Genomic DNA, 16787 nt, shown 5'->3' with positions numbered 1-16787 from the left:
TGCTGAGCAAGAAGAATAGGAGGGAGTTGCTTGATAGGTCAAAGCTATAAAGCATCAGGCCAATACACAGCCGGCAATGTAGCGATATTTTTGGCAGGCGGTTTAGGAATCGGCTTTTTATTAGGCGCTGCGTATATCTATCTGCTGGGCTTGATATCCAATATGCTCCTGAGAAGTTTGGTAGTCGTCGGTTATGTGTTTTCGATTTCAGGATCCCTGATTTGGCTGGTAAGAAAAACAAAAATACGAAACACTAGGATTGTGCTGCTGGTCACGGTGCTTATATTATTTATATCATATTATAGCAGTTGGGTCTTTTTTGTGAATTTGGTACAGGATTCATGGCAGAAAGGTGCGAAAGAGGTATGGGCTTACCATCTTCAGTTTCCCCTTTTGTTAGAACGCTGGTGGGAGCTTTTTGTGAGTCCGGTCGCTTTATTCTCTGCTATTGTAGATATCCTGCCCTACGGCTCTTTAAGCATCAATGGAGAAATTTTAAAAGGAATTCCTCTTTTGATTGTATGGATTGGCGAGTTTCTGCTTTTATTTTTTGTTCCGCTATACCATGTGGTGTATCGGGCTGGTCGGCCTTATGAAGAAGAAAAAAAACGATGGCTTCCTACTAAGGAAGAGTGGACGGTTAATTATGTAGAAAGCTATCGGGAGGTCAGAAACGGAGTTCGCAAGCAGGATTTACAGCCGCTTTTTGAAGCACTGGAGGATCTTTCGTTTTATCAGCTGCAGGGACAGGAATCGTATGCGATTATTGAATTTTATCGTAAAGGAAAATATATTGGTCCCTATATTACCATTACAAACGTAAAGGCGGTGCAGGCCGGGCCTAGAAAACTAGACCATAAAGCAATTGTTGTGGTTAAAATGCTGGATATAGGGGCGGAAGCGGCTGCGGAACTATATGCGCGCATTAAAAAGGAATATGAGGTATATGAAAAAAATAAGCCTCGTTTTGAGATAAGCAGCAAGCAGGCATGGGCAGATAAAATCAGTTCCCTTTCTTTTAATTTGCTGCGTAGGTTTGGAAATATAACATCAGAAATTAAAAATAGTACCCGTTCAAAGAAACATAAATATCGTCGTAACAGACCTTCTCAGGCAGAGAAAAGCAATTCGGAGGAGATGCCGGCTTCTGTTGAGGAAATTACTGTACATGTTCCCAGAGTAACACCGGAAATGGAGCGAGAATATCTGAAAAGAAAAAATCATTAGTCAGATTTTCAGCGGATGCATGAAAACACAATATAGGAGGAAGGATAAGCTCGGAGACGCCTGAAAGCGTTTCCGAGCTTATTGATTAAAGAAAGGTATTCACTGTGGCAGATAAGGATGTTAAGCATAGAAAGATTAAAATAGGAATCATTTATTTTGTTGCTGTAGTCATCATGATGGTTGGGATCAATCGCTTGGTTAGGGCTGGTACCAATAAGGAAGTATTATATAGTGAATTTAAGCAGATGGTGAAAGAAAAAAGGGTGGAAAATGTAAAAATGAACACCAGCTCTGGCCAGCTTCAATTTTATTTAAAAGAGGATGCTGTGCTCACATATTATACAATTCCTACAGAGTCGATGTCAGCTATTACAGAGTTTATTGAAGAAAATGGAATTGCAGTTTATAGTGGACTGACACAGACAGGAAACGGAGCTTTGATGCTGGTACTGCAGTATGTGGTGCCTATTTTGCTTTTTATTGTGGTTTGGCGTTTTTTAAGCAAAGGGATTACACGGAGCATGGGAGATTCCATGTCATTTGGAAAAAATAATGCAAAGATTTATGCAGAAAATGAAACCGGTACATTATTTTCAGATGTAGCAGGGGAAGAAGAAGCAAAGGAATCACTGGTCGAAATTGTAGATTTGCTTCATCATCCGGATAAATATAAAGAAATTGGGGCTAAGATGCCCAAAGGGGCTCTCTTGGTTGGCCCTCCGGGGACGGGCAAGACGCTGCTGGCAAAGGCAGTCGCCGGTGAGGCACATGTGCCGTTTTTTTCTATTTCAGGTTCTGAATTTGTACAGATGTTTGTCGGCATGGGAGCGGCGCGTGTGCGTGATCTGTTTAAGCAGGCTCAGGAAAAAGCACCCTGTATTATCTTTATTGATGAGATTGATGCGATTGGAAAGAAGAGAGATAGTGGTTTTTCAGGTAATGATGAACGAGAGCAAACGCTGAATCAGCTTTTGACAGAAATGGATGGGCTTGATTCCTCAAAAGGGGTCGTGATCTTAGGCGCAACCAATCGTCCGGAAATTCTGGACCCTGCTTTGCTAAGGCCGGGACGTTTTGACCGCACAATCCCTGTGGAAACACCGGATCTGATCGGACGAAAGCAAATTTTAAATGTGCATGCTAAAAAAGTAAAGGTTTCAGAGAATGTAGATCTGGAAGCGATCGCTAAAGTGACGCCGGGAGCTTCAGGGGCAGATTTAGCCAATATGATTAATGAAGGAGCTCTTCTGGCAGTGAGAAAAGGGCGCAGGCATATAGAGCAGTCGGATTTGGAAGAAGCTTTGGAGATTGTTCTTGCCGGAAAAATCAAAAGGGATAGAGTGCTTTCATTAAAAGAAAAACAGGCTGTTGCCTATCATGAGGTAGGACATGCGTTTTTAGCGCATATTTTGCCAGGAGCCAATGAGGTGCATAAGATTACGATTATTCCCAGAACAAAAGGGGCTTTGGGGTATACAATGCAGCTGCCCGAAGAGGAAAAATATTTAGTGATGCAGCAGGAGATGGAAGATCAGATCTGTGTTGCTTTAGGCGGCCGAGCGGCGGAGGAAGTGTTTTTAAAACAGATCTCTACGGGAGCCGTCAATGATATTGAAAAGGCAACGGAATCTGCTAGGAGAATGGTGACAGTATATGGTATGACAAAGCGGTTTGATATGATGGGGTTAGAATCTTCCTCTTCTGCATATTTAGACGGAAGACCCATCAAACGCTATGGGGAAATAACGGAGAAAAGTATTGACGATGAGGTCCTCAGAATCATTAAAGAGCAGCATCAGAGAGCCATAGACCTGATTGATCGGCATCAGGAAAAAATTTTAATTGTTTCAAGATATCTGATGGAAAAGGAAACGATTCATAGACAGGAGTTTTTGCAAATTTTGCAGGAAGAAGAATAAACAGAAAATAGAAGAAATATGTTGTATATTTGAAAAAAATGTGATAATATGATGACGTAACCCCCATATTTATTAGTTCGTATTTAAGAATACGAACAAACCTTCTCCTTGAAGTAGTCTCAGCCTTAGATGGCTTAGGCTACTATTTTTTTGAGGATTTAAATTTCTTAAAAAAATGGTTGACAAATAAAAACAAAATGGGTATAATAGTCACTGTCTTCAAGAGAGAAGATCATAATGGGCATTCGCCAAGCGGTAAGGCACTGGACTCTGACTCCAGCATTCGTAGGTTCGAATCCTTCATGCCCAGTTAAAAAGCGCTGATGACAGCGCTTTTTTTGTTGTGTTTTTTAAAGAAGAAGATAAGAGAGATAGCGGAGAATCAGTTGAACTTATGAAGGCACTATGCTATACTAAAAATAGAAAAATGCAATTTACGGGAGAAGAAAATGTTTAATTACGAAGACTTTTATAAATTATATAATTGCCGAAGCGAAGCGCGGTATCAGGAATTAAGAGAAAAGCTTGCTTCTATGGTAAAGCAGATGACGGCAACGAAGGAGCGGGGCTTTAGGGAGAAAATGTTTTGGTATGCAAAAGCACAGGGAGAATACCTGCTTCTTCTGACCAAGTTTGAGGAAAAATGGACAAAGGAATACAGGGACACTGCTTTGCTAGCGGATATGAAGCAGGATCAGGAGCTTATATTTGGCGAGCTATCCAGCTCTCAGTATGGTAAGAGCTATCTGAATCCAAAGTATATGGCTTCGTTTATAGGCAAAGAACTGGGGCCTGTTTTGGCAGCTGTGGCAAAGATGTTTAAGGATGCAGTACAGGATGCCTATTGTCATCGCCGATTTTTACTGGCCGATCGAATTGAATTTTATTTTGAATTATATAAAAAGATTACCCATGGTCAGGTGCGGGCAGAGCAGATTGTAGATCTGATTAAGCAATACAGGTTAGCGCATGCCGGCATAGAAGCAGAGCTTGATTTTCATAAACAGTATAATGTATCGGATGCAGCGCTGACAGATCTTCTAGATAGCGAGGATTTATCCCAGCCGTACTACCTGTATCAGCTTGGAATGCCGGTTGGTGAACAGGAAGAAAGCCTGCAGCGTTTTTTTGCGGCGCTGCCGCAGGAAAAGATTGACCGTATGGCCAAGACGATGATAGAAGGGTTTAAAAAAGGATTTATTCGTAATAATAAAGATATGCGTAAAAAAAGCGCAGTCGCCATTGATTGTCCGATTGGTATGGAACGGCTGGTCAAGAGGGTGATGGATCTGTGCCGGACGGAGCTTTCTATGGAGCCGTTTGTTGCTAATATGTTCAGCAACCAGATCAATCGTCAATATGAGTATGACCATCGCTATGATTATGGTTTGTATTTGAATGAAGCTTATTGTGAAAAACAAAAGGAAGCGATGCAGAAGGTATTGCAGGAAAATGCAGGTCTGCTGCATGGATTTGGCGGCATCATAGAGCTGGAGGGATTTGGTGAAGCGTTTTTTGTTCCTGAATTTTGTGAAGAAGCGCTGGATCTGACGGAGGAACAGAGTAAGCTGGTAGAGGAAATGCAGCAGTATTATGAGCAGGAGAAATACCGTATTGGCCGTTTGCATGAGAGCAGCTATACGATGATGGCGCTTCCGGTTCCGGCAATCAGCGAGCATTTTGCAGAAATTTTCAATGAGATGGTGCAGATTAATACAATGGAGGAGGAGCATATTGCGAAGGCACAGCAGGCTCTGATCCAGGCGCTGGGGCGTGGCAGCGAGGTGCATGTGACAGGGCGTGAAGGCAATGAGACGGATATCAGGATTGCCCTGCAGCCGCTTAGTAGCCCTAAAAAGCAGACGAATTTTATGAATTGTCTGGCTGATGTGAATCTGCCGGCTGGAGAAGTGTTTACGTCTCCGCAGCTGAAGGGGACTAATGGGCTTTTGCATCTGGATGCAGTTGAAATCAATGGGCTGCGGTATGAGAATTTGCAGCTGCTTTTTGAAAATGGGTGTGTGAAAGAGTATTCCTGTACTAATTTTGAGGATGCAGAGCTTGGAAAAGCCTATGTGTATGAGAATTTACTGGATATGCAGGAAGGGCTGCCGATGGGAGAATTTGCGATCGGAACGAATACGTGGGCCTATTGTACAGCGCAGAAATTTGATATTTTACAGAAGCTTCCCACTTTGATTCTGGAAAAAACAGGGCCCCATTTTGCAATTGGCGATACATGCTTTGCGTATGAAGAGGAGATCCCTGTTTTTAATCCGCTGGATCATAAAGAGGTGGTTGCAAAGGATAATGAACGATCTATTCTGCGCAGATCAGAGCCGGAAAAGGCGTATACACAAAAGCATACGGATTTAACACTGCCGTATGACCGAATTGGGCGTATTAGTGTTGTTAAAGAAGATGGTTCTGAACTGGATCTGATCAGGGGAGGCCGTTTTGTGCTGATTGGAACGGATATGCTGAATGTGCCGATTATGGCCATGCAGAATGAACTGGGAGGAGAATTTTATGGACGTATATGATTGTATTATTATTGGAGGCGGCCCGGCAGGGATGGCCGCACAGATCTATGCAGGCAGGGCTGAGATCAAAACGCTGCGGATCGAAAAAGGGTTTCCGGGTGGACAGGTGCTGAATACGTATGAGGTGGATAATTATCCTGGGCTGCCGATGCTGGATGGGATGAGCTTAGCAGGCAAGATGGCGGAGCATAGTCAAAAGTATGGTGTTCAGGAAGTGATGGATGAGGTGCTTCGAATTGAGGATGCTGACCAAGCAGTGAAAAAAGTGGTCACATCCAATCAGACATATGAAACGCGGACAATTGTGGTGGCGACAGGCTGCCGGCATAGAGTATTAGGCGCACCAGGAGAGAAGGAGCTTTCGGGACATGGCGTTAGCTACTGCGCGACCTGTGACGGAGGATTTTTCAGACAAAAGGATGTACTGGTAGTGGGAGGCGGAGATGTGGCAGTGGAGGATGCAATTTATCTGACACATATGTGCCGAAAGGTATATTTAGCGCATAGGAGAGATAAGCTGCGGGCTGCTGGCATTTTGGCACGCAGCGCGAGGGAAAACGACAAGCTGGAGATTCTTTGGAATACTGAGGTGGAAGAAATCAAGGGCTCACTGGCAGTGGAGGGCGTTGTGCTAAAGAATAATCAGACAGAGGAGCTCACCGAGCTTGCAGTAGATGGCGTATTTATCGCTGTAGGAATGGATCCTAATACAGAGCTTTTGCAGGATATTGCAGAAATGCAGCATGGATTTGTAGTTTGTGACGAGTATATGCAAACCAGTGCGGCAGGTATTTTTGCGGCAGGAGATTTAAGGGTGAAACCGCTGCGGCAGATTGTGACGGCGGTTTCAGATGGTGCTGTTGCCATTACAGGGGTCAGTAAATATTTAGCAGAGCAGGGAAGCTTGTAAAGAATTTTCTTGAAATTGCCGGATGCAATTAAAAAGATGCGTAAAATTTACAAATTGTTCAAAAAATCGTTGACACTCGACAGTCTTTTTGCTATGATAGCGGCATCATTTATTTCTCTTATGAAAGGAGATCGAATCCAATGAAAGACTTCTTTAAGTTAAAGGAGAACAAAACAGATGTTAAGACCGAGGTCTTGGCAGGATTAACAACCTTTATGACGATGGCTTATATTTTGGCTGTTAACCCGAGTATTTTAGGAGCAACAGGCATGCCTACAGGCGAACTGTTTACCGCTACGGCGATTGCTGCGATTGTCGGAACGACAGCGATGGCCCTGCTGGCGAACCTTCCTTTTGCGCTGGCGCCCGGCATGGGGCTCAATGCCTATATGGCATTTACAGTTGTGCTTGGATATGGCTATTCCTGGCAGCTGGCATTATTTGCTGTATTTCTCGAGGGACTTTTGTTCATTCTGCTCAGCGTTGTCAATGTGCGTGAGGCTATCTTGAATGCCATTCCTAAAAATCTGAAATATGGTATTTCCGCAGGCATTGGCCTGTTCATTGCTTTTGTAGGATTACAAAATGCAGGAGTTGTTGTGCAGAACAGCTCTACAGGCGTTACGCTTGGCGAGATGACGGCTGCAGGCCCCTGTTTAGCAGTGGTAGGCGTTTTGATCATCGCTGTGCTGCATCATAGAAAAGTAAAGGGTTCTTTGCTAATTGGCATTTTAGCCACATGGATACTGGGAATTGCTGCAGAGCTGATTGGCTGGTATCAGGTGGATTCTCTGCTTCCAAGCGGGATTGTTTCACTGCCTGACTGGATCGGAACCATTGGAGGCGCTTGCTTTAATATGGAGGCTGTGCAGGGCGGACTTGCAGGAGGAGATTTCATTCTCAATCTGATCGTCGTGATGCTTTCCTTTATGTTTGTAGATATTTTTGATACGGTCGGCACGCTTATTGGCGTGGCTAGTAAGGCAGATATGCTGGATGAGAACGGGCAGGTGCCCAAGGCAAAGCAGGCGCTGCTTTCTGATGCAATTGCTACTTCTGTAGGCGCTGTATGCGGTACCTCTACCACGACAACGTTTGTAGAAAGTGCAGCAGGCGTAGCACAGGGAGGCCGGACGGGCTTAACCTCCTTAACGGTAGCAGGACTGTTTGTTTTGGCATTATTCTTCTCTCCGATCTTCTTGGCCATTCCCTCTTTTGCAACGGCTCCGGCTTTGATCTTTGTAGGCTTTTTAATGATTGAGTCGTTGTTTAAAGTAGACTATCAGGATGCACCGGAGGCCATTCCGGCTTTCTTGGCAACGATTATGATGCCGTTTGCTTATAGTATCTCTGAAGGAATCGCATTTGGCATCGTGTCCTATGTGCTGATCAATGTCTGCTGTGGCCGCAGAAAAAATGTCAGCATTATTATGTGGGTTTTGGCAATTCTATTTTTAGCCTACTATATCTTTGTTAAATAAAGAATTGCGGATTAAGACTAAAATGAAAAAAGGCATACACTTTTGTGGTATGCCTTTTTTATATGCAGAATTGGACTAGTCAAGCCACATAAAATCTGTTATAATGAACAAGCTATTGATGGAGAGATTTTATCTGATATCAATAGGAGGAAACTTGGCGATGAGAGAAAATGAGTCCCCTGCAAAAAGAAGATCCGGGGCAAGAAATATGGTTTGGATCTGCTTGATAGGTTTTTTACTTCTCTTAGTGATAGCCGGCTTTTTTATTTTGTCCCGGATACAGGATGAAAGGGAGCAGCATGCAGAGGAAATACAGCAGATACAGGAGGAGCTACAGGCGGTAAAGACAGAAAAGGTATTATTAGAACAGCTTTTAATGCAAAAAGAAACGGAAATGGATCAGCTGGTAACCGGTGTGGTCAGTGAACATGGCGTACAGGATTATAGAGCCTATCTGACTTTTGATGATGGTCCTTGCGAAAACACATTAAAAGTAATGAATATTCTAGATGAATATGATATTAAGGCTACCTTTTTTGTAAATGGAGTAGAATCAGAATTAGCGGAAGAAGTGTATCGCAGAATTGTAGAGGATGGACATGTTCTGGCCAATCACACCTATTCCCATGTGTATAAAAGCTTGTATGAATCTTGGGATAATTTCTATGAGGAAATTAAAAAGCTGGAAAACTGTGTGCGCAGTCAGACCGGATATGAGGTTGAACCAATTGTTCGCTTTCCGGGAGGTTCTAATTGTGGCAAAGAGGCTGTCATGAGAGAAATCAAGGGACGGCTGGATGAACTTGGATACCGATATTTTGATTGGAATGTATCAGGAGAGGATGCCATATATTCTCATGTTCCCGCTCAGGATATATACAGAAATGTAGTTAAATATGTAGAGGGGAAAAATATCGCAGTGATTCTGCTGCATACGACGAATAAAACAGATGAAACAGTACAGGTTCTGCCGAAGATTATTGATTATCTGAAGCAGGAAGGGTATTCCTTTCATACGCTGGATGAAGAGGATGCACCTACCTATGTGGTGTTTGATCAGAATTATAAATAGCGCTGCGCTGGGGCAGCCGCGCTGTGAAAAGGAGAAAGCTATGGATAAATACGGAAATTTAAATGAGATGCAGCAAAGGGCTGTTTATCAGACGGAAGGTCCTGTTTTAATTTTGGCAGGCGCGGGAAGCGGTAAAACAAGGGTATTGACACATCGGATTTCCTATTTGGTAGAGGAGCTTATGGTGCCTGCCTATCATATTTTAGCGATTACCTTTACCAATAAGGCGGCCAAGGAAATGCAGGAAAGAGCGACGGCACTGGTAGGCGCTGACACGATACGGGGAGCTTGGATTTCCACTTTTCACAGCGCCTGTATCCGCATTTTAAAACAGCATGCGGAGCGGCTCGGATATGAAAAAGGCTTCACCATTTATGATCCGGAGGATCAAAAGGCGGTGATCCGGCGAATTATGAAGGAGCTGAATCTAAGCGATAAGATGTTTACGCCTAAAAGCATTTTAGCAGCGATCAGCAATGCGAAGGATGAACTAAAAGGGCCGATTAAATACAGAGAAGAGGTAGCAAAAGGAGACCTGTTCAAGGAAAAGGTAGCCTTGGTGTATGAGCAATATCAAAAAACGCTTCGGGAAAATCAGGCGATGGACTTTGATGATATTATTTGTGAAACCGTGCGCCTGTTTCAGACACAGGCCGATGTTTTGGCCTACTATCAGGAAAAGTTCCGCTATATTATGGTCGATGAATATCAGGATACCAATACAGCGCAGTATTACTTAATTCGTCTATTAGCAGAGCGATATGAAAATCTGTGCGTAGTGGGAGATGATGATCAGTCAATCTATCGGTTCCGGGGCGCTAATATCCGTAATATTCTTGATTTTGAAAAGGATTTTCCCAATGCGCTTGTGATTCGCCTGGAGCAAAATTACCGTTCTACAGAGAAGATTTTGACAGCCGCCAACAGCGTGATTGCCCATAATGAGGGACGCAAACAGAAAACTCTGTGGACAGAAAATGGGCAGGGGGAAAACATTACGCTTCAGGAAACCTGGAATGAAAATGAAGAAGCGCAGTACATAGCAGAGCAGATTCTGCAAATGGTGAATCAAAAGGGACGGCAGTATAAGGATATAGCGCTGCTTTACCGGACGAATGCACAATCCAGAGCGTTAGAGGAGAGGCTGGTCATGGGCAGTATTCCTTATCGCTTATATGGGGGCACACCGTTTTATCAAAGAAAAGAAATTAAGGATATGCTTTGCTACTTGCGGGTCGTAGCCAATGATCATGATTATGTTGCAGCTGATCGCATCATTAATGTGCCAGGGAGAGGTATTGGCGCCGTAACCGCCGAACGTTTTAGACAATTTGCAGAAGAAGGCGGATGGGGAGTTTCAGAAGCAGCGGAGATGGCACCGGAGGTACCGGATCTCAAGAGGAGCGCTAAAAAGCTGGTTGCCTTTGGAGATTTGCTTCATCAATGGCGCAGTCAGCTGGAGCAAGACAAGACGCAGAGCATCGGCAGCCTGATTCAAAGGATCTTGGAGGAGGTAGGCTATGGCGCATATTTAATGAAAGAGGATGCAGCTCGCTATGAGGATCGAATGCAAAATATCGATGAGCTGATCAGCAGATCTGTTCAATATGAAGAAGGGGCCGAAGAGCCAAGTCTGTCGGGCTTTTTGGATGAGCTTGCGCTGGTAGCGGCGATTGACACGTATGAGGAGGGCGCTGACGTGGTATCGCTGATGACGCTGCACAGTGCCAAGGGTCTGGAGTTTCCGGTAGTCTTTATGACAGGGCTTGAAGATGGGGTTTTCCCCGGGTACATGAGTATTGTATCGGAGGACCCAGAGGATATGGAGGAGGAACGCCGGCTCTGCTATGTGGGGATTACGAGAGCGAGAGAAAAACTATTTATTACATATGCAAAAACAAGGCGCGTGCATGGGCAGGAGCAGGCCTCTAAAGCGTCGAGGTTTTTGATGGAAATTCCGGCGGAGGTATTGGCAGAGGGTAAAATGCGGGGACGTGATGCTATAGATGAGCAGGGGCGTCTGGAGAGGCCGGCAAGAAGCTTTGTTAAACAGCATAATCAGCCATTTCATAATCCATATGTAAAGAAAACGAGTACGCTGCAGCCGCCGGAAAATCAAAATGAAACATTTCAGCCCGGAGATACGGTGCATCATAAAAAGTTTGGGCTGGGCACCATATTGGAAGTCAAATGGGTAAGCGCCGATTATCAGGTGCGGGTCAATTTCGCAAAGGCGGGGGAAAAGCTGCTTTTTGTAAAGCTGGCAGGGCTTAAGAAGGTTTAATATTAAGTAGGCTTCAAAATGGAGATTGGTATGGAAAACAGGAAGCGAATGGAAGAGCTGATCCAAATGCTGAATGAGGCAGCCTATGCCTATTATCAAACGGATCAGGAACAGATGAGTAATCTTGAATATGATGCGCTCTATGATGAGTTGGAGGCACTGGAGCAAAAAAGCGGAATTGTATTATCCGGGAGTCCAACACAGCGCGTAGGATATGAGGTCGTGAGCAGTCTGCCTAAGGTGACGCATGCAGCGCCTCTAAAATCATTGGATAAAACTAAGGATCCCGGGGCTTTGGCAGCATTTCTTGGAGAGCAGCGCGGTATTTTGTCATGGAAGCTGGATGGGCTTACGGTAGCGCTGACCTATGAAGAGGGGCAGCTTGTGATGGCGGCAACGAGAGGAAATGGCGAAGTAGGCGAGGACATTACACCGAATGCAAAGGTTTTTCGCAATGTACCATTACAGATTCCCTGTAAAGAAAAGCTGTCGGTGCGCGGAGAGGCTCTGATTTCGTATCCGGATTTTGAGCGAATCAATGAAAGTCTGGAGGAGGGCGAGCAATATAAAAACCCGCGTAATTTGTGCAGCGGATCAGTTCGGCAGCTGGACAGCCGTATTACAGCGCAGAGAGGGGTCTATTTTCTTGCTTATGCCTTGATTGATTTTGCGGGAGATAGCAAACGCTTTGAGGATTCTAAGGAAAAGCAGCTACTGTTTTTGCGTGAACAGGGGTTTGATTTGGTGGAGTATGAAATGCTTACGGCAGAGGAGGTGCCAGAAGCTGTTTTGCGCTTTGCGCAGAAAACAAAGGAACTGATCTTTCCGGTGGATGGCCTGGTGCTGACGATGGATAGTCTGCGCGTATCGGAATCGCTCGGGAGTACCGCGAAGTTTCCGCGGGATTCGATGGCTTTTAAATGGCAGGACGAGAAGGTTAAAACGACACTGAAGGAGATTGAATGGAGTCCTTCTCGAACGGGTCTGATCAATCCGGTAGCAATCTTTGATCCTGTTGAGCTGGAGGGAACTACCGTGAAAAGGGCAAGTCTGCATAATGTGAGTATTTTGCAGGAGCTGGAGCTGGGCATAGGAGATGAAATTACGGTATATAAGGCTAATATGATTATCCCACAGGTAGCGGAGAATCTGACGAAAAGCGGTAATGCAGAGATCCCGGCGCAGTGTCCGCGGTGCGGAGGAAGAACGGAGCTGGTAGAGCGCGAGGATGTTAAGGTGCTGATGTGCAGCAATCCGGGCTGCCCTGCCAAAGTGCTTAAGGCCATGGAACATTTTGTTTCAAGGCAGGCGATGAATATTGAAGGCCTCTCTGAGGCGACGTTGGCGCGTATGATTGAAAGAGATTGGCTTGATAGCTTTGCGGATCTGTACCGTTTGAAAGAGCACCGAGAAGAGATAGCAGAGATGGAAGGGTTTGGCGAAAAGTCCTGTGATAAGCTGCTGCATTCCATTGAAGAGAGCCGAAACAGGGAGCTATATCGCTTATTGAATGCACTGGGAATTCCCGGAATTGGCACAGCAGGTGCAAAACTCTTGGCTCAATCCTTCGGATACCGTTTGGAAGCGGTCATGGAGGCTGATGCTCAGAGGCTTGCAGAGATTGATGGCATTGGTCCTGTGCTGGCAGATGCAGTTTTTTGCTTTTTTCAGCAGAAGGAGAATCGGGAGATGATTGCCGATCTTTTGCAGTATATAGAGTTTAAGCAGGAGGCAGAGACAGAGCAAACACTGGCAGGCGTGAATTTTGTCATTACTGGAAGTTTGAGGCATTTTGAAAATAGAAATGAGCTGAAGACGTTGCTGGAGGCAAAAGGGGCTAAGGTAACGGATAGCGTGAGCCAAAAGACCACCTATCTGATCAATAATGATCTGCAAAGCAATTCGTCGAAAAATCAAAAGGCAAAGAAACTTAATGTTCCTATTTTGGATGAAGAGCAGCTGCTGAATTTATTAGAGGAGCAGAAATAAAAGTAGATAAAGAAACTAGATAGGGAAGAGCCATTGCAAGCAGCAATGGCTCTTTTGGTCGATAATATTTATGCTAAACAGGTTGACCACTCTTTACTCATTGTGATATAATGACAAAAAACAGGCAAGGAAGTGAAATAAAATGGACAAAGCTAACAACTTTGCCGTGCATATCTTTCATGAGGGGACGAATTACCGAGCCTATTTATATCTGGGAGCACATGCTGCAGTAGATGCGGAAGGCAAAGTGTGTACCGTTTTTCGGGTATGGGCGCCAAACGCCAGGGAGATTTCTGTAGTTGGAGATTTTTGCGGATGGGAGCCTCAGCAAGGGGTTTCAATGACAAAAATTAGCAGTGCCGGACTCTGGGAAGGGTTTGCCTATGGGCTTAAAGAGCTGGATCTTTATAAATATTGTATAGTGGGAGCCGATGGCAAGACATATATGAAGAGTGATCCTTACGGATTTTATATGGAAAAGAGGCCAGCGACCGCTTCCGTTTTATACCATCTTGAGGGATATTCGTGGCAGGATGATAAATGGATGAAAAAACGGCGCAAGGCAGTGCCTTATGAAGAACCGATGAATATTTATGAGCTGCACGCCGGCTCATGGAAATTGGACTCTGAAAAACAGTATTTACCATATCCTAGCCTGGCAAGAGAGCTTTGTGAGTATGTAAAAGCAATGGGATATACGCATATTGAGCTGATGCCCTTAGCGGAATATCCATATGACGGTTCTTGGGGATATCAGGTGATGGGATATTATGCACCGACTTCTCGTTATGGAACGCCAAAACAATTTATGGAATTTGTGGATATCTGCCATCAGTACCAATTAGGGGTGATTATGGACTGGGTGCCGGCTCATTTCCCTAAAGATGCGGCCGGGCTTGCTTATTTTGACGGACATGCGCTATATGAATATGAGGATCCGCGAAAAGGGGAGCATTATGAGTGGGGAACAAAGGTTTTTGATTACGGTAGACCTGAAGTTGTCAGTTTTTTAATCTCTAATGCGATGTTTTGGCTGGATATGTATCATATAGACGGGCTCAGAGTTGATGCGGTAGCCAGTATGCTTTATTTGAATTATGCCCGCAGGGACGGCGAGTGGGTAGCGAACCAGTATGGGGGCTATGAAAATCTGGAAGCAGTTAAATTTTTGCAGACGCTGAATCAAGCAGTTTTTAAGGAACATCCGGGCATTCTGATGATTGCCGAGGAGTCTACAGCATGGCCTATGGTGACGAAACCGGTTTCGGACGGCGGTCTGGGATTTAATTTTAAATGGAATATGGGCTGGATGAACGATATGCTCGAATATATCGGTATGGATCCGTTTTTTAGAAAGGATCATCATAATGATATTACGTTTTCTCTTACCTATGCATTTTCGGAAAATTATATTTTGCCTTTATCTCATGACGAAGTGGTGCACGGCAAGAAGTCACTATTAGATAAAAATCCCGGTGAATATGAGCAAAAATTTGCAGGGCTGCGGGCATTTTACGGTTATACAATGGCGCATCCGGGCAAGAAGCTGTTATTTATGGGAGGCGAGTTCGGACAGTTTATTGAATGGAATTATGCGCAGGCACTGGATTGGCAGCTGCTGGAATATGAGATGCATCAAAAACTGCAGGCATATGTAAAAGAATTAAATCATTTTTATCTCAAGCATCCGGCATTTTATGAGCAGGACAGCTCATGGGAAGGATTTAGCTGGATTTGCCATGATGATCATATGCAAAATGTAGTTTCTTTTCGGCGTATGGATAAAAAAGGAAAAGAAGTGGTGGTCGTGGTCAATTTCTCGCCTGTGGCGAGAGAAAATTATAGAATTGGAGTGGCGCAGGATGCGTATTATATAGAGGCGCTCAATAGTGATGCAGAAAGATTTGGCGGATCTGGCGTCGGTAGCCGAGGGTATATCAGTGCAGAGGAAATACCGATGCATGGGTATGAGTACTCTATTTCCATCACAGTACCGCCGATGGCTGCCGTGTACTTTACAACCAGAAAAAAGCGGAGCAAAGGTAATCAGGGAAAAAAGCAGAAGACAGCAGGTAAAAAGTGATGAGCCTGTATCTATATTTATCCAGAATGGAGGAATTTTACAATGCGTACTAAGAAAGAAAGCGTGGCGATGCTGCTGGCCGGCGGTCAGGGCAGTCGTCTAGGCGTACTTACGAAAACGGTGGCGAAGCCGGCGATTCCGTTTGGAGGTAAATATCGTATTATTGATTTTACGCTCAGCAACTGTATCAATTCTGGCATCGATACAGTGGGGGTGCTTACACAGTATATGCCCCTTGATCTCAATGCCTATATCGGCAATGGACAACCGTGGGATTTGGATCGGAACGACGGCGGGGTCTCTGTATTGCCGCCCTATGTAAGAGGAAAGGATGGGCAGTGGTACAAGGGAACGGCGAATGCAATTTATCAAAATATGCATTTTATTGAGCGCTATGATCCGGAATATGTGGTGATCTTGTCAGGGGATCATATTTATAAAATGGATTATTCTAAGATGATTGATTATCATAGAAAAAAAGAGGCTGCTTGTACGATTGCCGTATTGAATGTGACGCTTGAAGAAGCCAGCCGGTTTGGGATTATGAATACGGATGAGGATAACCGCATTTATGAATTTGAAGAAAAACCGGCAGAGCCGAAATCGACGAAGGCCTCGATGGGCGTTTATGTGTTTAGCTGGAAAAAGCTGAAAAAGTATCTGGAAGAGGATGAAAATACGCCAGGTTCTTCCAATGACTTTGGAAAAAATATCATTCCCAATATGCTGGGAGCGGGAGAAGCGATGTATGCATATGAATTCTCCGGATATTGGAAAGATGTAGGAACGCTGGATTCTTTGTGGGAGGCGAATATGGAGCTTCTGGATCCGGCTAACCCGATCAATCTGTCAGATCCTACGTGGAAAATTTACGCCCGCAATCCTAATGAACCGCCACATTTTACAGCTGCTGAGGCGCAGATTAAAAATTCGATGATTACGGAAGGAACCAGAGTATATGGAACTGTGGAGCATTCCGTTATTTTCCATGGCGTTTCTATCGGCAAAGGAGCGATTGTACGAGATTCGGTTATTCTGCCTAACAGTAAAATTGAAGACGGCGCGGTGGTAGAATATGCGATTGTGGGGCAAGAGGCTGTTATCGGAAAAAATGCCCGCGTTGGATGCAGTAAAGAAGAAGCGATGAAAACCGTACAGCCGGATCCTATGGCAGGCTATATGGCAGTTTTGGCTGATGAGATTCAGATTGGTGAAAATAAAACGGTGCAGGCCGGTGAAATGCTGGCGCAGGATCGGTTATAAAAAGGGGGATATCGGA

General features: G+C 44.6%; 10 protein-coding genes and 1 tRNA gene. All 11 read left to right on the top strand.

What is annotated here, in order from left to right:
• The first annotated feature begins 30 nt into the window (after positions 1-30).
• Positions 31-1227 carry a hypothetical protein gene (locus HFE64_06545; GenBank protein ID MCI8633119.1) on the top strand — a complete coding sequence of 399 codons (1197 nt, stop codon included), beginning with the start codon at positions 31-33 and terminating at the stop codon, positions 1225-1227.
• Positions 1228-1400: 173 nt separating this feature from the next.
• A complete protein-coding gene (gene hflB, locus HFE64_06540) occupies positions 1401-3146 on the top strand; it encodes an ATP-dependent zinc metalloprotease FtsH (protein ID MCI8633118.1) in 1746 nt (581 codons plus the stop codon).
• Positions 3147-3384: 238 nt separating this feature from the next.
• A tRNA-Gln gene (locus tag HFE64_06535) sits at positions 3385-3456 on the top strand.
• A gap of 139 nt (positions 3457-3595) precedes the next feature.
• Positions 3596-5689, top strand: a complete 2094-nt coding sequence (locus HFE64_06530) for an aminopeptidase (protein MCI8633117.1) — start codon at positions 3596-3598, stop codon at positions 5687-5689.
• The gene (gene trxB, locus HFE64_06525) at positions 5676-6599 is read left to right on the top strand and encodes a thioredoxin-disulfide reductase (protein ID MCI8633116.1); all 924 of its coding nucleotides are present in this window, start codon (positions 5676-5678) and stop codon (positions 6597-6599) included. The genes HFE64_06530 and trxB overlap by 14 nt, the downstream gene beginning before the upstream one ends.
• Before the next feature lie 140 nt (positions 6600-6739).
• Complete coding sequence (locus HFE64_06520; protein ID MCI8633115.1) at positions 6740-8080, top strand: NCS2 family permease; 1341 nt, start codon at positions 6740-6742, stop codon at positions 8078-8080.
• A gap of 268 nt (positions 8081-8348) precedes the next feature.
• The gene (locus HFE64_06515; protein MCI8633114.1) at positions 8349-9152 is read left to right on the top strand and encodes a polysaccharide deacetylase; all 804 of its coding nucleotides are present in this window, start codon (positions 8349-8351) and stop codon (positions 9150-9152) included.
• Between the two features lie 40 nt (positions 9153-9192).
• Entirely contained in the window at positions 9193-11436 is a 2244-nt protein-coding gene (locus HFE64_06510) for a UvrD-helicase domain-containing protein (protein MCI8633113.1), read from the top strand.
• A 30-nt stretch (positions 11437-11466) separates the two neighbouring features.
• Entirely contained in the window at positions 11467-13425 is a 1959-nt protein-coding gene (ligA, locus tag HFE64_06505; GenBank protein MCI8633112.1) for an NAD-dependent DNA ligase LigA, read from the top strand.
• A gap of 142 nt (positions 13426-13567) precedes the next feature.
• Positions 13568-15508 carry a 1,4-alpha-glucan branching protein GlgB gene (gene glgB, locus HFE64_06500; protein ID MCI8633111.1) on the top strand — a complete coding sequence of 647 codons (1941 nt, stop codon included), beginning with the start codon at positions 13568-13570 and terminating at the stop codon, positions 15506-15508.
• 42 nt (positions 15509-15550) lie between these two features.
• A complete protein-coding gene (locus tag HFE64_06495; GenBank protein MCI8633110.1) occupies positions 15551-16771 on the top strand; it encodes a glucose-1-phosphate adenylyltransferase in 1221 nt (406 codons plus the stop codon).
• Positions 16772-16787 lie beyond the last annotated feature (16 nt).

Source organism: Lachnospiraceae bacterium, from assembly GCA_022794035.1.
In the GTDB taxonomy this organism is placed as follows: Bacteria; Bacillota; Clostridia; order Lachnospirales; family Bianqueaceae; genus CALWPV01.
This window is presented reverse-complemented; position numbering and strand designations above follow the sequence as displayed.